16 protein-coding genes are annotated in these 16,891 nt (G+C 48.1%); 9 read left to right on the forward strand and 7 right to left on the reverse strand.

Annotated elements, in window-relative coordinates; translation table 11 throughout:
- Window positions 1–100: 100 nt before the first annotated feature.
- Complete coding sequence (locus MHM95_RS00125) at window positions 101–640, forward strand: dienelactone hydrolase family protein (protein ID WP_239383871.1); 540 nt, start codon at window positions 101–103, stop codon at window positions 638–640.
- On the opposite strand, the gene MHM95_RS00130 is transcribed toward MHM95_RS00125, so the two are convergent.
- Window positions 612–1,460 carry a hypothetical protein gene (locus MHM95_RS00130; RefSeq protein WP_239383872.1) on the reverse strand — a complete coding sequence of 283 codons (849 nt, stop codon included), beginning with the start codon at window positions 1,458–1,460 and terminating at the stop codon, window positions 612–614. The two genes, MHM95_RS00125 and MHM95_RS00130, sit on opposite strands and share 29 nt — an antisense overlap.
- Before the next feature lie 101 nt (window positions 1,461–1,561).
- On the opposite strand from MHM95_RS00130, the gene MHM95_RS00135 reads away from it, so the two are divergent.
- On the forward strand, window positions 1,562–2,761 hold the full coding sequence (locus MHM95_RS00135; protein WP_239383873.1) for an isocitrate/isopropylmalate family dehydrogenase: 1,200 nt from the start codon (window positions 1,562–1,564) through the stop codon (window positions 2,759–2,761).
- On the opposite strand, the gene MHM95_RS00140 is transcribed toward MHM95_RS00135, so the two are convergent.
- Together MHM95_RS00140 and MHM95_RS00145 are read right to left on the reverse strand one after the other, a co-directional pair.
- Window positions 2,735–3,124 (reverse strand): hypothetical protein, encoded by a 390-nt coding sequence (locus tag MHM95_RS00140; protein ID WP_022943624.1) that lies wholly within the window; start codon window positions 3,122–3,124, stop codon window positions 2,735–2,737. The genes MHM95_RS00135 and MHM95_RS00140 overlap by 27 nt on opposite strands.
- A gap of 101 nt (window positions 3,125–3,225) precedes the next feature.
- Window positions 3,226–4,161 (reverse strand): LysR family transcriptional regulator, encoded by a 936-nt coding sequence (locus tag MHM95_RS00145; protein WP_239383874.1) that lies wholly within the window; start codon window positions 4,159–4,161, stop codon window positions 3,226–3,228.
- Between the two features lie 163 nt (window positions 4,162–4,324).
- Here MHM95_RS00145 and MHM95_RS00150 point away from each other — a divergent pair, with 163 nt between their 5' ends.
- Complete coding sequence (locus tag MHM95_RS00150; protein ID WP_171041771.1) at window positions 4,325–4,723, forward strand: hypothetical protein; 399 nt, start codon at window positions 4,325–4,327, stop codon at window positions 4,721–4,723.
- 34 nt (window positions 4,724–4,757) lie between these two features.
- Here the strand turns inward: MHM95_RS00150 and MHM95_RS00155 are convergent, their stop codons facing one another.
- Window positions 4,758–6,002: a DNA-binding protein gene (locus MHM95_RS00155; RefSeq protein WP_239383875.1), complete on the reverse strand. Its 1,245-nt coding sequence runs from the start codon at window positions 6,000–6,002 to the stop codon at window positions 4,758–4,760.
- A 175-nt stretch (window positions 6,003–6,177) separates the two neighbouring features.
- Here MHM95_RS00155 and MHM95_RS00160 point away from each other — a divergent pair, with 175 nt between their 5' ends.
- Complete coding sequence (locus tag MHM95_RS00160) at window positions 6,178–7,161, forward strand: NAD(P)H-quinone oxidoreductase (RefSeq protein ID WP_239383876.1); 984 nt, start codon at window positions 6,178–6,180, stop codon at window positions 7,159–7,161.
- A 48-nt stretch (window positions 7,162–7,209) separates the two neighbouring features.
- Here the strand turns inward: MHM95_RS00160 and metG are convergent, their stop codons facing one another.
- On the reverse strand, window positions 7,210–9,243 hold the full coding sequence (gene metG, locus MHM95_RS00165; protein WP_239383877.1) for a methionine--tRNA ligase: 2,034 nt from the start codon (window positions 9,241–9,243) through the stop codon (window positions 7,210–7,212).
- A gap of 172 nt (window positions 9,244–9,415) precedes the next feature.
- Here metG and apbC point away from each other — a divergent pair, with 172 nt between their 5' ends.
- The 3 genes from apbC (at window position 9,416) to MHM95_RS00180 (ending at window position 13,686) form a co-directional block, all read left to right on the forward strand.
- Complete coding sequence (gene apbC / locus MHM95_RS00170) at window positions 9,416–10,501, forward strand: iron-sulfur cluster carrier protein ApbC (RefSeq protein ID WP_239383878.1); 1,086 nt, start codon at window positions 9,416–9,418, stop codon at window positions 10,499–10,501.
- Between the two features lie 2 nt (window positions 10,502–10,503).
- Window positions 10,504–11,094 carry a dCTP deaminase gene (gene dcd / locus MHM95_RS00175; protein ID WP_022943631.1) on the forward strand — a complete coding sequence of 197 codons (591 nt, stop codon included), beginning with the start codon at window positions 10,504–10,506 and terminating at the stop codon, window positions 11,092–11,094.
- Between the two features lie 90 nt (window positions 11,095–11,184).
- Entirely contained in the window at window positions 11,185–13,686 is a 2,502-nt protein-coding gene (locus MHM95_RS00180) for an EAL domain-containing protein (RefSeq protein ID WP_239383879.1), read from the forward strand.
- On the opposite strand, the gene MHM95_RS00185 is transcribed toward MHM95_RS00180, so the two are convergent.
- Together MHM95_RS00185 and MHM95_RS00190 are read right to left on the reverse strand one after the other, a co-directional pair.
- Window positions 13,628–14,419 (reverse strand): CLCA_X family protein, encoded by a 792-nt coding sequence (locus MHM95_RS00185; protein ID WP_151172893.1) that lies wholly within the window; start codon window positions 14,417–14,419, stop codon window positions 13,628–13,630. The genes MHM95_RS00180 and MHM95_RS00185 overlap by 59 nt on opposite strands.
- Window positions 14,416–15,006 carry a tRNA-uridine aminocarboxypropyltransferase gene (locus MHM95_RS00190; RefSeq protein WP_235419124.1) on the reverse strand — a complete coding sequence of 197 codons (591 nt, stop codon included), beginning with the start codon at window positions 15,004–15,006 and terminating at the stop codon, window positions 14,416–14,418. The genes MHM95_RS00185 and MHM95_RS00190 overlap by 4 nt, the downstream gene beginning before the upstream one ends.
- A 116-nt stretch (window positions 15,007–15,122) precedes the next feature.
- Here MHM95_RS00190 and MHM95_RS00195 point away from each other — a divergent pair, with 116 nt between their 5' ends.
- Complete coding sequence (locus MHM95_RS00195; RefSeq protein WP_239383880.1) at window positions 15,123–15,464, forward strand: Hpt domain-containing protein; 342 nt, start codon at window positions 15,123–15,125, stop codon at window positions 15,462–15,464.
- Between the two features lie 88 nt (window positions 15,465–15,552).
- Window positions 15,553–16,770, forward strand: coding sequence for a pyridoxal phosphate-dependent aminotransferase (locus tag MHM95_RS00200; protein WP_239383881.1), 1,218 nt, complete (start codon window positions 15,553–15,555; stop codon window positions 16,768–16,770).
- Window positions 16,771–16,891: the final 121 nt, after the last annotated feature.

The raw sequence follows: 16,891 nt of genomic DNA on the forward strand, positions 1-16,891 counted from the left end.
TGTAGCAGCTTTGTTTATGTTTCAGAATCAAGAACATAAATAAATATAAACTTTATCAAGCTTGCTTTATAATCGTTGTTTGCCTAGCAGGGGGGCGATGATGGCTAAATTACTGTTACTCTCCGATATTTTTTCTAAAACGCAGGCGACGCAAGCGCTCGCCAAGAGCCTCGATGCGACATTACTATGTGCCAATGACACAGCGTTGCCAACTACACAGCAACATCAAGCCTATCAGCAGTTCATTGCAAAAGGTGGCCACGATGAGTATTTGCGGCGTGTTATGCAGACCCTTGAGCGTTTTAGGCAGGTTGATGTCATTGGTTTTAGTGCTGGGGCAAGTGCCGCATGGCGCGCGATAAGTCAAAGTCGAAATGTCTCTCGTGCCCTGTTATTTTACCCAACGCAAATAAGGCACCATGTCGATTTAGTGCCAAGCTGTAACACGGACATTATTTTTGCTCGTCATGAAAGCGCATTTGACGTAAAACAGCTGATGTCGAAACTGTCACACCCGCGTATCCATTGCCATCGCAGTGCCTATGAGCATGGCTTTATGAATCCACTTGCATCGAGCTCCAGCGCTCAGGCACGTGATTACGGCAACGCCCTTATTGCCCAGTGGCGGCGTCCAGGTTGACCGCGCTGATGGTTAAGCGCGCTATTTGTGCCTGTTTGATAGTAGGAAAGTCACGGCGCAGTCGATAGCGGCTATACAAATTTGAGAACACAGGTGTCTTTGCGATGCCATCAAGGGCACTGATAAATTCTTTGGCACTGCTGCGTGGGCGAAAGCAGCAGTGATTATAACGTGCAATGACATCGCTTAGCCTCAGCTTTTGGCGTGCGAGTTCACTCTCTACTTCAATAAAATAAGCCACGCCAGACCAATAAACACGTTGATAGGCTTGGCGTTGCCACATGGTGGCACTGACTTCACTAAGCGGCCCTTGCTGGATACGTGTGTCAGCTTTACCGCGTGCTAATCCGGCTTGTAGGCGGTGTTCGAATTGCCCGCGATTGTATATTCCTGCATGGAGCATGGTGTAGTTTTGCATCAAAGTGGCAAACCCTTCGCTTAACCACCTGTCTTCGGCGGGGAGATAGGGCATGTATAAATGCGCCAATTCATGATAAATAGTCCAGTCTTTGCGTATACGCTTTATATCGGCAAAACGTCCAATTTCGAGCACCACTTGTACCGGTGGCCCGCGTTTTATCTCCCCCCAAGGCACAGCTTCAGTGGTAAACACAGGTTGACTAATGCTCACGTCAACATGCTTATAATTAAGGGCTCCAAGCTGTTTGTGGGTATTGTCTACTGCGGTATTTACCCACGCTTGTAGCTGTTGTTGGCGCTCATCACTTGCATAGCTTTCGAAGTTCAATTGCCAGTGCGTGTCTGCACTAGTGCAGGGAGTTAGAAAAGCCAAGACTATGATGGCAACATAAATGCGCATATTGATCCTATGAATGCTAAACAAAGTCACGGTTGATTAGCGAATTGTACTGCTGATTGTTATAACAAGATCTCTGTAAGCTGAACTTTATTACGATCATTATGATGCATAATTTCGAGGTGGGTTATATTGATGGCGATGGTATCGGACCGGAGATAATGCCGTATGTACGCGCCGTGATTGATCAGGTGGTTGCGCTTACCTACCATGGTCAGTACGGCATTGACTGGCATGCTTTATTGCTCGGTGAGCAAGCGGCTAGAGAAGGCGATGGCGAGTGGTTTCCTGAGGCCACAATCACGCAGCTAAGAGCGCTCAAAGTAGCCTTAAAAGGGCCGATGAGCAGTGCCATTGGCGGTGGGTTTCGCTCCTTGAACATTGCTTTACGTGAAGAGCTTGATTTATTTTGCAATATGCGTGTGATTAAAGCACTCGATGGTTTGCCAAGCCCTCTGAAAAACAGTGGCGCTATTGATATGGTAGTCTTTCGTGAGTGCAGTGAGGATAGCTTTGCAAGTATTGAACTGGCTGCCCAAAGCAGTGACGCGTCGCGTTTAATCGAGGTGTTGGAGCAGGAGCTAGGGTATTACAAGCTCCGCTTTGCTGATAACTGCGCCTTAGCGATCAAAAACTGCTCGCAAGCCGCGACCGAGCGACTGGTCGCGCAAGCACTCAGCTATGCCTTGGCGCATCATCGCACAAAGCTCACTATTGTACATAAAAGTAATGCTTGGCAGCTTACTGAAGGGCAATTCCAACGTTGGGCGCTGGCCTACCTGCAGCAGCACCATGAGGTTACGTTGAGTACCTGCAAGCAGTATTACCAGCTACGCAGCAACACAGGCCAAAGTATTGAAGTCGAGTTCATGATGCTCGATCGGGTAATGCAACGTTTACCGCAGTACGCATCAGAGTTTGACGTGTTGGTGTGTAATAATCTCGCAGGGGATTTGATTGCTGATTTAGGAGCGGCGCTGGTCGGGGGCGTAGGCATTATTCCCAGCATTAATTGTAATAACGAGATGGCTATCTTTGAGCCCAGTCATGGTCCATTTCGACGAATCGCAGGCCAGGGTGTTGCCAACCCTTGTGCAACGCTATGGGCGGGTGTGTTATTGCTACAACACTTAGGCCTGGAGCAAGCAAGTACGCGGTTATTTCACGCGCTTAAGCATGTTATCAGCCACTACCCGCAGTTGTTTCAACTCGACACCCGTACTCATGAACTGCCACAGGTGTCCACAGACGCGGTGATCACGGCGATTGAGCAATATCTAAGCTGCAATCGCGCCGCGCAGTAACTGTCGTGCCCGTAAACGCACCGCATCGGTATTGCCTAATTTCGGTGCCAGCCCTAACTCATCAAGCATGACAAATAAAATGCTTACGGGGACCGGACAATTGTCTTCATCGAGAATATCTGCAGCACGTGAGTCGACTTGAGCAGCGTTAGGATAGTGCTCGCGCAGAGCATCTAATGTTAAAGTATTATCGCCACAGGCACGACAATGGCCGCCAAACTCGTCGTTTAGTTGTGCCAGTGCTTGGTAAAACTCTTCAATATGGATGGCATTGCCGCAAGCATTTAACTGAGCACGAATAAAGGTATCAAGATCAGCATTAATGTGGATGCAGTCATAGTGGGTGTAGTGTCGTTGTTGCATAGTTGCCTCCGTTATGGCTCATTTTGTCAGCGTCACTATAACTGTATGGGTGAAAGTGCTATTTATGAAATGGGTGGTATCCATTATTAGTATTGATGAAATCAATGTGCAAACTGCAGCAGTTGTTGGCGGAGCCAAATATGGGCATTGTTATGATGGACAAGCGGGCTCCAAAGCATGGATACACTGATGGGTACGATGGGAAAGGGCACCGGGCAAATAGCGAGTTTTTGGCTGCTCGTCGCGACCAGATGTTCAGCTAAGCGTTTCGGTAGCGTAGCAATAAGCTGAGAATGTTCGCACAGGCTCGGTATTAAACTATGTTGACGTGCGTACACACGGATATTCCGGCGCTCACCCAGTTGCATGAGCGCCTGATCAACCCAGCCAAGCTTTTGTGGCTCACGATTTTTGACCAAGGGTTCAGGCCCAAAGCCACTGCGGTTAAGCCAAATATGTGGTGCTGATAAGTAGTTCTCCAAACAGGTATCCTGTTGTATTGGGTGTGACTGATCGCTCAGGCAACAGTAATTGTCGCGCCACAAGGTTTTTTGATGGAATGAAGACGGTAGGCGCATGAAACGGTCTATGGCGATGTCTACCTGACCTTGCTCTAGTTCACTGAGAGTGACATCACTGGGATTAACTAAGTCTATGTGGATGTCTTTATAATGACAACAGAGCTCTTTGATCAGGGGAACCAACATCGAACTGACAAGAAATTCATTGGCCATTACTCGAAATGTGTGGCTACTTGTCTTGGCATCAAAAGGCTGCTGTTGTGACGTGATCCCTTGTGCGAGAGCGATGAATTGTTCGAGCTCGGGTTTGAGTGCCAATGCTTTTTGCGTGCAAAGCATGGTGCTGCCGCTGCGCACAAGAAGTGGATCAGCAAATAAGTCACGCAGCCGCTTGAGCGCGTTACTCATCGCACTTTGGGTAAGAGCGAGGCGGTTTGCAGCCGCAGACACACTACATTCCTCTATCAACACATTCAAATAGACCAACAAGTTTAAATCAATTTGTCTTAGGTTCATGCCCAGGTCGCATCCCTTATTACTGCTGTTATTTACTCTAGCTTAGCCAACTGTATATAGCTAACTCACTAGAAAATAACGGCTATTTCCAGCAGTGATAGTGAGCAATTTTCACTTTTACCGACCCTTAAAGCGCCGTATCCTGTAAGAAAAAGGAAGGTTTATGTTGAAATATATTGTTGGAATTACGTGTGTATTTGTGGCTCATGTCACCGAGGCCCACCCGCTAGAGGGGAGCTGGCAATTTGTAAAAGGGGAGTATTACAGTGAGGGACAGGTGTTCTATGCTGAGGCTCCTGATGTGACTTCAGTAAAAGTCCTAAGTGGCGGCCACTTTAATTACATCACGCAAAAAAATGGCGAATTTCATTATGCCGCTGGTGGGCGGTATGAGATTACAGAAGATGCATTCATAGAGCATGTTGATTATGGCAACATTCCCTCTTTGTTAGGCAAAGAATTGGTTTTTGACTATGAGATAAAAGAGCAGTTATGGCATCACACGCTTTATCAAGAAGGTGAACTGGTAGAGTATGAAGTATGGCAACGAGTTGCTCAGTGAGCACTATAAAGGCGCTGTAATAGCGCCTTTTATCCTATGCTGACTGGATGGAGTCCATATCATCATCCGAGTTCTTTTTTGCGCTTTCACCGTCTTCCTCAGAACGCAAGCGTTCAAGTTCAGCGTGAGTTTCGGCTAAGCTCAGCTCTAACTCGCCTAGGCGGCTTTGTGCCAAGGTTGCACTTTTAGATAGGCGCTCGAGCGTAGAGCTTGAGTTTTGCTTAAGAAAGGTGATTTGTTCTTTCAAGCGTTTATTCTCAGCTACGGTGTCTGCAGACTCGCTGTCCTTAGCCACCAGTTGCTCTTCAAGCTCTTTGATCTTGTGCTGATACTGCTCGTTACTTGCAGTAAGGCGCTCGATGGTAGAAGCGGAGTTGGTTTTTAAGAACCGTACTTGCTCGTGTAACTTTTCATTATCTTGCTTGGCCTGCTCAGCTTCGCTTTGAATGGTGCCGAGTTGTTCGCCTTGCTCTTTGTTTTGCTCACGCAACTGACGAATATCTTCGCGTTGGCTAGCTTGGTGCTTGGCGGCTACTGCACTTTGTTCTTTCAGCAGGTTGTTTTCATTTTTCAGCTTATCAACAAGTGGCTGTTGCTCTTCAAGTTGCGCCTGTAATTGGGCAACGCTGGCGTCAAGTTGAGCTTTAAGCTCCTCGAGCTGTTGGTGCTGATGGTTTAACTCATCATGTTGGCGTTGAATTTCATCACGCTCTTGCGCCAAAGCCGCATAGTCGTTGTCAAAATTCTCAATACGCTGTTGCAAGCCTGCAAGTTTCTGCTGATGCTCTTGCTCAGTGTCTTGCGCCTGTTGGTGTAGCTGTTCAATATTCTGTGTTTGTTCAGCCAACTGCGCAGCTTGCTCGTCGAGCTGGCTCTGGCGAGCATCGACCTGCTGTTGGAGTTGTTCATTTTGCTCAGCAAGTTGATCGTAATTCTGTTGTAGATCTTCAAGGCTTTGAATGGCTAATTGCTCAGCCTCACGCATCTCGTCAAGCTGTGCTTGCACGGGCTCGACTTGCGCATCGGCAAAGGACTGCGTTTGCGCTTTGAAGGCATGGATAAACTGTTCAGAAAACTCGATATCTAAGTCGGTCACTTTGGTAGGCTGTTGACTATCTTGTGGCCGGGCCGAGCGATCCTCGCTACGCCACTGACGGTAATGTTCGAGTACGGTAGCGCGATCACCATCCACACGCTCAAGCAATGTTGCTAACGTGATTGGTGTACCGGCTTGGTGCAATTCATCGCACACTGCTTTTATTTCACTATATTGTGTCATCAACCTATCCTCCCAACAGACATTTAGGATAGCATTAAAACGGCCAAGAAAAAGTGCTTCTAATAAAAATATCGGAGCTAAAAGATCCTTGGCTGCTCGTAATTACTATTTTAGTTGTAGGTTTGTCCCTTTAAAATTACGTTTACATCATACTACGATCAAACGGTATTACACAATGCTAACAATTGACTTAAACGAAAATAAACAGCTAGTTATAGCGCAAACGCCCACTGTAGCAGCGGCGCGCGGACAAGTGTTAATAAAAGTAAACGCAGCGGGAGTGAATCGCGCCGATCTTTTACAGCGTCAAGGAAAATATCCGCCATCGCCAGGTGATAGTGAGATCCTCGGACTCGAGGTGTGCGGAGAAGTGGTTGCATTGGGTGAGGGCGTAGCGTCGCAATGGTTAGGGCAGCATGTGATGGCGCTTTGCGCGGGTGGAGGATACGGTGAATTCGTAGCAGTCGATGTACGTCATTGTATGGTCAAACCGGCGACATTCTCCAATGCTCAAGGCGCGGCATTTTGTGAGGTGTTTTTAACCGCTTTTGATGCCATTGCACAGTACCCAGAGTTTGGCGCAGAGCACACGGTTTTAGTGCATGCTGGTGCGAGCGGTGTGGGCACTGCGGCTATTAGCCTTGCAAAATATTTGCAAGCGCAGGTGGTGGTGACCGTCGGCAGTGATGAAAAGAAACAATTTTGTTTAGCTCATGGCGCAGATAAAGCGATTAATTATCGTCAACACAATTGGCGTGAGGTGATGAAGGCCGAAGGGCTCAGCGCCGATCTCATTATTGATCCTGTTGCCGGTGGGTATTTGAATGACGACTTGTCGGTGCTTAATATGGATGGTCGTATTGTCGTTTTAGCGCTGCTAGGGGGGCGCTATAGTGAGCAATTTGATGGTGCCAAGCTATTGCAAAAGCGAGCTCAGCTGATAGGGTCGACGCTGCGTAATCGTACACCCGATTATAAGGCGAAACTGGTTGATAACCTAAAGCGTACGTTTGGTGATGCATTAAACAGTGGCCACATCGCGCCAGTCATTGATTCTATCTTCCCTTGGGAAGAGGCCATGTCAGCGCATCAAGTTCTACAAGATAATGCTAATTTAGGCAAAGTGGTGCTTACTCATGAATCGTTAGGCGAGCGCTAAAACAGACCTAAATTGAAAAGGCCAGCATATGCTGGCCTTTTGGCGGTATTACATAACCCGCATACCGGGTTTGGCGCCATCATGGGGCTCAAGAATATATATGTCCTCTTTGCCTGGTCCAGCAGCCAACACCATGCCCTCTGATAGGCCAAAGCGCATTTTTCTTGGCTTAAGGTTTGCGACCATGACCGTGTGCTTGCCAATAAGTTGCTCAGGTGCGTACGCTGATTTTATACCAGCAAAAACCTGACGCTGTGGGCCCCCTAAATCAAGGGTTAGCTTGAGCAATTTGTCAGCACCTTCCACATGCTCGGCATTGGCAATTTTCGCGATGCGTAAGTCCACTTTAGCAAAATCATCAAATTCGATTTCATCGGCAATAGGGTCTTTATCAATCTCACCATTATTGGCATCTGGCGCTGGTGTGGCAGCAGCTGGTGCGAGGCTTTCTTTTGACTGCTCAAGCATGGTATTCACTTTGTCCATATCGACACGCTGCATTAAGGGTTTGAACTTATTGATCTTATGATCAACTAAAACGGTGTCTACCTTATCCCATGCTAATTCATCGTTGAGGAAGCTGCTCACTTTTGCGGCCATCCCAGGTAGGATGGGGCTTAAGTACGTCATCAGTATACGGAATAAGTTGATCCCTACACTGCACACATCATGAGCTTGCTTCGCGGTATTTTCGTCTTTGATTAAGACCCACGGAGCTTGCGCGTCGATGTACTGGTTGGCTTTATCCGCCAGCGCCATGATCAAGCGCACAGCGCGGCCATATTCTCTGGCTTCGTAGTGATCAGCGATGCTTTGGCGTGCAGCGGCAAACTCGGCGATAAGCTCAGCTTCAACGTTATCACTAGAGAGTGTACCGTCGAACTTTTTGGTGATAAACCCGGCGCAGCGGCTCGCTATGTTAACCACCTTACCTACCAAATCAGAATTAACTCGCTGGGCAAAATCTTCGAGATTTAAATCTAAGTCAGTGATGCCACTGCCGAGTTTAGCGGCGAAGTAGTAACGTAGATACTCTGGGTCCAAGTGCTCTAAATAAGTACGCGCTTTAATAAAAGTACCTTTTGACTTAGACATTTTTGCGCCATTGACGGTGACAAAGCCATGAGCAAAGATATTGCTTGGTTTTCTGAACCCTGCGCCCTCAAGCATAGCTGGCCAAAATAGGCTGTGGAAATAAATGATGTCCTTACCGATGAAGTGATAGAGTTCGGCGTCGGCGCCTTCTTTCCAGAAAGCATCGAAATCTAAGTCGCTTTTATCACAAAGATTTTTAAAGCTGGCCATGTAACCTATGGGCGCATCCAACCAAACATAGAAATACTTGCCAGGTGCACCGGGGATTTCAAAACCAAAGTAAGGCGCATCACGACTAATATCCCACTGCTGTAGACCATCAGCAAACCATTCATCCAGCTTATTGGCCATCTCTTGTTGAATTGAGCCGGAGTGCAGCCATTGTTTGAGCATGCCCTCAAATTCGGGTAAATCAAAAAAGTAGTGTTCAGAGTCTTTGAGCACTGGAGTGGCGCCGGACATCACCGAGCGTGGTGATTTCAGTTCGGTGGGTGCGTAGGTCGCCCCACAGACATCACAGCTATCACCGTTTTGATCTTCGGCATCACAGCTAGGGCAAGTACCGGTAACAAAACGATCTGGAAGAAAAATACCTTTTTCGGGATCGAACAGTTGTGAGATGGTCCGCTTTTTAATATAGCCCGCATTATCAAGACGGGTATAAATCAATTCACTCAGCGCTTTATTTTCATCTGAGTGCGTGCTGTGGTAATTGTCAAACTCGATATTAAAGTCAGCAAAGTCACGCTGGCGCTCAACACTGACTTGGGCGACCATTTCCTCAGGGGTAATGCCTTGCTTTTGGGCATTGAGCATAATGGGCGTGCCGTGCGCGTCATCAGCACACACATAGTAGGCGTCATGGCCTTGGGATTTTTGAAAACGGGCCCAGATATCAGTTTGAATATACTCTAACAAATGGCCTAAATGTGTTGGGCCATTGGCGTAAGGCAGGGCGCTTGTTATGAGAATTTTTCTCTTTGCCATAAAGTGCTCATTCCATCTCAGATAGGGTTACTCCCGCTAATATCGGGGCTTATAATGATCATAAGCGCCTCCCGAGCATCAGTGGGGTGAATAGACTGGTGTTAATGCCCCGAATGTTACATAATTTGGCGGCACTTTTCATTACGCTTCGTTAATTATTTATGCAGTTATCATGTTAGGATTTGGTTCAAAAGTGAAATCCGCACTTTTCGGTAGTCACAAGCCAGCAAAATGGCCGTCTCAATATCAACAGTGTTTAGCGTCGTATCGTAGCGCCGCATTTCCAGTTGGGGTTCCCCCAGACGCTATTAGTGGTGACAGTAGCGAGACGCATTGCCACATCAACGCTCCTTTTGCATGTGCTCAAGAGGCAGCGGCGTTGCGTGAGTATATCGCTGAGCATCTTCAACGTGATGTGCGTGTTGACATCGACGTAACACTGCAAGAATCGCCGCGCCTTAAAGCCATTAAGCACATTATTCTCGTGGCCTCTGGCAAAGGTGGGGTTGGCAAGTCGACCTGTGCTGTCAATATGGCGTTGGCGCTTCGCCGAGAGGGAGCGAAAGTGGGTATTCTCGATGCCGATATATACGGCCCTTCTATCCCGCTGTTATTGGGCTTGCAAGGTGAAAAACCTCAGGCTAAGGATGAAAATACTTTGCTGCCATTTGAAGTTCATGGCATCAAAGCGCAGTCTATCGGCTTTTTGGTAGACCCCGATGATGCCACCGTCTGGCGCGGACCGATGGCCTCGCAAGCTCTGTCGCAACTGCTCATGGAAACAGACTGGGGCGAGCTTGACTACTTGTTGGTTGACATGCCTCCAGGTACTGGCGACATTCAATTGACTATGTCACAAAAAGTACCGGCCAGCGCAGCCATTATCGTCACAACACCACAAGACCTAGCCCTTGCCGATGCCCACAAGGGCGTGAAGATGTTTGAAAAAGTGAACGTCCCCATTCTCGGTTTGATCGAAAACATGAGTCAGTTCCAATGCCCGCACTGTGGCGAAACCAGCCACATTTTTGGTGCCGATGGAGCGCAACAGCTGGCACAGCGTTATGGCGTGCCTATATTAGCGCAGCTGCCGCTCGAGATGGGCATTCGTCAATGTTCGGAACAAGGCGCGGACTTGGGTGATGAATATCCTGAGTTAGGCCACTACTTTGCTCATGCGGCGCGTATCAGTGCCAGTGAGCTTTATTACCAACAGGGCGCTAAGCAGCGCGTTGAGATTATTTTTACGGACGACTAACCATGCGTTTATCAGATACCCATATAAAACAGTACTTGGCCGAGCAGCGAATTCAAATTACCCCGACGCCAGGTGAGCAAGCCATCTCTGGCGTCAGCGTTGATTTGCGATTGGGTAATAAATTTAGAGTATTTCAAGATCATGCCGCCCCGTATGTTGATCTCAGTGGCCCCAAAGCGCAGCTAAACGCGGCTATGGAATCTATTATGAGTGATGAAATCGTGCTTGGTGAAGGAGAAGCCTTCTTCCTTCACCCAGGGGAACTCGCCTTGGCAATCACTTACGAATCAGTGACCTTACCGGCTGATATTGTTGGCTGGCTCGATGGACGGTCATCGCTCGCCCGCTTGGGCTTAATGGTTCATGTGACTGCTCACCGTATTGATCCGGGATGGTCGGGTAATATTGTTCTTGAGTTTTATAATTCAGGCAAGCTGCCGCTGGCGCTGCGCCCGAATATGAAAATTGGTGCCATGAGCTTTGAAACACTCACCAGCCCCGCTGAGAAGCCATATAATGCCCGTGAAGATGCAAAATACAAAGGACAAGACGGTGCCATCGCCAGTCGTATTGGTGATGATGGTCAGCAGTAACCCTATGCTGTAATACAAAGTATTTAAATTTCATGGAAAAATCGTGCACCTCTTCCATACTGTACAGGGAAGAAGTTGCACGGGGGCTTAATGGTAAAGCAGCATAAACTGAGCGCACATTTGTGGGTCATGGTTATCGTTATGCTGGGATTTTTGGCGCCAGAGCATAGTGGTGCGCTGGCTGATGACCAACAGCATGTCAGCGTCGAGATGATGCAAAGCGAGCAGCCCCTGTCATTAGCTCAGGTAACTCAACAGCCCTTTGTAGGAAGTCGCATGGTAGCGATGGGCGAAGCAATGCTGCTTAATGCGGGAGGGGATTATTGGTTTAAGATTGCTCTGCCTGCTGATAGCTGTCCCAGTGCAAGCTGTTACTTGCGCGCGCAAAACCCCGCCATTTTTAATATCGACTTTTATCTTTTTGATAATGGCCGGTTGCTGAGCCACAGTGCCACAGGGTCATTGGCTTGGCCACCGGGGCGTGATGTTGGCGCCTCAATGGCCATTAGTGGTGCACAAGACCGTATTGTGTATGTGCACGTGCGGGCGCAGCGTCATGCGCTTTTTGCCCTCGAGCATCAAACAGAACTCGCATTTAATAAAGAGCAACAGCAGCATTGGCTTGGGTGGTCGTCCTTTTCAGGGTTGATGCTTGGCTTCGTGATCTACTGCGTCGCTGTGTGGCTTGCCTATCGCGCTGGTTACTATGGATTTTTTGCCTTGTACATCGCCAGTAGCAGCATATTTCTACTGGCCCAAGTTGGCATTACTAGATTTTTAACTCCCCAGAGTGTGCACAGCTTTTTGGTTCACTACACGGCGCTTAACGGTGTGATTATATGCATCTCTTTATTACTTTTCTTATCGCGATTACTCAGGCTAGATGAGCGTGCGAAAACCCTGCATAAAGTGTTTATAGCCGCGTTGTGGGTTGGCTGTATTGCCGCGAGTGTGAGTCCCTTTATGACGTTGGCTCACCAAGGAGTAATCATGGAGGTGTTGTTTGCCGCAATCCTAGTGTTAGCCATCATTGCTAGTGTCAAATACAGTCCGATGCAGCGCTGGGGCAGGTTATTGGCGTTTAGTTGGCTACCTTTGGCCACCGTGGTCCTGGCGTTAGCGTTATTTTATCTGCGACCTTATGAAGTGGGTATTTATTTGTACGCTGCGTTTGCCTTTGCCTTAGTATTGAACTGTTTGCTGATAGGCTTTGCGATGACGCTGCGAGAGCGTGGGCAAATGATGGCCCATCGCCAGATAGTGTATACAGATTCTGGAACCGGTCTGGCAAATAAGCAATTACTCAATAAAACCTTGAAGAGCGCTCGTCACGAGGCCATCACGCTGGTTATGTTTAAGCCTCGGGGTTTGGTGCAGTCGCGCGCTAATTTCGGTATTAGCCATGCGGATCGTTACATTAAATCGGTGATCCACCATGTTGAACACCAACTTGATGGATTACCGCTATTGGCGCTGGGGCATCAGAATTCTGCTGTGGTGTGTCGCTTTAGTGACGATATTTTTGCTTTGGGGATTTGTGGCACACTGGAGCTCAGCACTATTGAGCAAGCGGTATGCGTGATCAATTCGGTATTTAATGAGGGCGTCGAGATTGATGATACCCACTTGATAGACCAGGTTGATTTTGGTGTTGCGAATTATCCACTTCATGCCCAATCTCATGAGCAGTTGGTGCGTTACGCAATGCAAGCTTTATATCGTGACCGGTTACCCGGGCAGTTGTGGCACCTGTACTCTTTGGAAGACAGTATTCGCTCGCAGCGGCGCTTAAGCTTAGCCTCAGATTTAAAGACCGCCATCAGCGATAACCAATTTCGTATTTATTTGCAGCCGCAAATATGTCTGCAAGATCAGAGTGTCTATGGTGCCGAGGTGTTACTGCGTTGGCAACACCCTAGCAATGGCTTAATCACCCCCGACCAGTTTATACCCATTGCAGAGTCGGCAGGGCAAATTATGGAAATAACCGAATGGGTGCTAAGCGAATGTATTGCATTGCAGGCTAAACTCCATGAGTTCGCCCCCAAGCATGTTATGTCGATTAATATCTCTGGTCGAGACTTAAGCAATAAGAGTTTGCCGACGCATATTCTCACCTCACTACAAGAGCAACGGGTCGCACCATCGAGCATTATGTTGGAGCTGACAGAGTCGGCGACAATAGGCGGTCAACGTAACGCTAAAACGGTGTTTGATGAATTCCGACGCATTGGTGTGAAATTAGCCATTGATGACTTTGGCACCGGCTACTCATCATTGTCATATTTAAGTTACTTAGGCTTTAACGAACTCAAAATCGATAAGCAGTTTGTGCACAATATTGCTGACTCTCCAAAAGATCAGTCAATATGCCAAGCCACCTGCGACCTTGCGCAAAGTCTTCAAGCGATGGTGGTCGCAGAAGGGATTGAGTCACTGAGCGATGCGCAGTACATGCGTAGCTATGGTTGTGACATCGGTCAAGGGTATTATTTTGCTAAACCTATGCCGGTTGCTCAGTACATGCAATGGCTTAGTCAGCATCATGACTTCGGCTTAGGGCTTGACCCAAAATCGCAAAGTAACGGCTGAAATAGGGCGCTAGCAGGCGCGCTTCATCGTCAGTAGGGTAGCCGCCAAGCTTTGCCAACTCACCTTGTTTAGTACCATTGACCAAATACTGGTTTTGCAGCGTATGGCTTTGAATATAATGCTCAAAAGCGCGTGCGCTAAGCTCTTCAGGCATCGCAAAGTAAAGGCGTCCAGCAGAATTATCAAGGTCAATGGCGCGCTTCATGTAATCGGAGCTATGATGCGCGCTGGCATCAAGAAATAAATGCCGGAACAAAGAGTTTAACGCTTGGTTCATGGGGTGTGTATGGATATCTTCGCGCGTCAGCCATAGTTTGCTGGCAAAGGCGAGCCGGCTGACCTGCGAAGTGAACAAGAAGCGGCTAATGTAATGATCAAATGCATGCCACCATTCATGAGCCAATGCACCACAGCCTGCGTTTTTCGCCAATGCCAAGGTCCGGGTGGTACTTTGATAATGGGCTTGGACACCGAGCTGGCCGCCTTGACCGAATGCCAGCGTTAAGGTTTGCCGCAGGCCAATCGCTTCGGGAGGGATGGCTAAAATCTGGGTTAGGTCCGCAAGCGCATCGTACACTAGATTAGCGGCGCGCTGACATTCCTCAGCGCTCACCCAGCGGCCAAGAGATATGGCTCGAAAGCCAAACGTGGCACGCACTTCAGCAAAATCGACATCAACGCCAAAGCGATAATCAGGCCCTCGGCGGTACTTTTTTGCCATTAACTGACTCATGATGAGTACCGCTGACGAACATGCGCGGGCATGTTTTTGAGCTGCTCCTGAACGAACCCAGCCAATAGTTGCTTTAGGGGCTGTGTTGATAGGCCCTCAAGCTGAGCCAAACAATAATTCGTCGCTTCCAACGTCGACAGGCTATCGTCACGGTTTGCTTTACGGATCCGGTACTCGCTTGCCGGTGGCTGCGCGAAGGTCAGGCTGGGCAGGGCATGGAGCCAGGGGTTCAGCTGCCACAACCGATGTACTTTACTCCAGGTGCCATCGAGTAGAATAATATGCTTGATGGCACCGCGCTGCTCGCTAAGTTGCTCAATGGCGTTTGCTTGCTCACTGGGGTAGACAACCGCAACGCCCTGATCAAGGATACTTTGCACAGCCAAAAAATCTTCAGGGTTTTCACCGGTACAGACATTCATTCGCTTTAAAGCGAGCTGAAGAAGCGGCGTGGTGCTCTTAGCTTGGCTAAGCTCGTGGGGATGGCGTAAAATCCACACAGTGATGGTATTTTCAACCGCAATAACATATTTACACACGCAGTGAGAGCTTGGGTAGTGACACTGAGCGCACAGATTTCGAGCCATAGATGCCCCATTAAATTGCAAACACCGCTATTGTAATTGCTTTAAGTGCTTGCTCCAAGTTGTCCATTTGCTAATCTCAGCTTATGCTTTAAGAAATAACCTTAGGAATTAGTATCATGGAAATAAAAATAGATGAGAATGCGCTGGTTGCCATGAAAAGTTTATTGGCCGATCAATTTGATGCGACGTTGACCTTTTGCTTTAGTGAATTTACCCGCTTACATGGTGCTTTTTTGCAAAGCTTAGATAGCCAATATAGTGAAGCGATACGTAACATTCACAGCTTAAAGTCGAATGCGGCGCAATTCGGTGCTATCACCTTAGCAGATACTGCGCGACGTATTGAGCAGGGGTTATCTCAAGGTGAGCGCCAGTCACTACAGCAGGATATTGATAGTTTGGATGAGGTCATCGCCAGTAGCGTCGTGCAAATGAAGCAGTGGCAGCAACAGAGTTGAAATTAATTCATTAATAACCCCCTGTCGCTACTGGTAATTTCCCCTTGGGCCCGATAATCTAACTGAGCATTTCGATTAAGGGGGAAGTATGTCCGAGATACTCAAAAGCCAGAAGTTACAGGGTGTGTGTTACGATATTCGTGGTCCGGTTTTACAAGCCGCAAAGGCCATGGAAGATGAAGGGCAAAAAGTCCTTAAGCTCAATATCGGAAACCCTGCCGCGTTTGGCTTTGACATGCCAGAGGACATGCTCCGGGACATCATCCGTAACCTGAGCTCAGCACAAGGTTATTGCGATTCAAAGGGTTTATACTCGGCGCGTGTAGCCGTTTATCAGCATTATCAACAACGCGGCCTACACAACCTTAGCGTTGATAATATCTTTATTGGTAACGGGGTCAGCGAGCTCATCCAAATGGTGACGCAGGCGCTGGTTAACAATGACGATGAAATCCTTATTCCTGCCCCTGATTACCCCTTGTGGAGTGCCTGTGTGACGCTCTCAGGAGGCAAAGCTGTCCATTATCGCTGTGATGAACAGGCCGATTGGTTTCCTGATATCGACGATATTCGCAGTAAAATCACCCATAAGACCAAGGCACTGGTATTAATTAACCCCAATAATCCCACCGGGGCTGTGTATAGCAATGCGCTCTTGCATGAACTTATCGCACTCGCTCGCGAGCACAACTTATTACTATTAAGTGATGAGATTTACGAGAAAATCCTATTTGATAATACGCCACATAGCTCTATTGCAGCGTTGTGCGACGATGTCCCGGTGATCACCTTTAATGGCTTGGCGAAAACTTATCGCGCAGCGGGTTTACGTATGGGGTGGATGGTACTAAGCGGGCCCACCAAAAGGATGGCAGACTTAATTAAAGGCCTAGAGATGCTTGCCTCGATGCGCTTATGTGCCAATGTGCCAGCACAAAACGCAATTCAACAAGCGTTAGGGGGCGTGCAATCCATTGATGCGTTAATCGAGCCGGGTGGTCGTTTGTACGAGCAGCGTACTATTGCTTGGCAAGGGTTGAACGATATTGACGGCATTAGTTGTGTCAAACCCAAAGGCGCGTTGTATGGCTTTGCTAAGGTCGATACAAAGCGCTTTAATATCACTAATGATGAGACCATGGTGTTAGATTTGCTTACGCAAGAGAAAATTCTGTTGGTGCATGGGCGCGGTTTTAACTGGCCTGAGCCGGATCATTTCCGCATTGTGTTCCTGCCGCACAAAGATGAGTTACGACCAGCGATGGAGCGCATCGGGCGCTTTTTCCGTCGGTATCGGCAAAGCTAGTGGGGGTTATCACGCCAGCCTATCGTTGGTGTGAAGCACCATTGGGTTTTTAATGCCCTTAGCCGTGAAAAATTTTACCGTTTTTGCCTGTCTGCTACTAAATAATTAAGCACACATGGAA

Origin of the sequence: Pseudoalteromonas sp. CnMc7-15 (genome assembly GCF_022347925.1) — a bacterium.
Lineage (GTDB): Bacteria > Pseudomonadota > Gammaproteobacteria > Enterobacterales > Alteromonadaceae > Pseudoalteromonas > Pseudoalteromonas ruthenica.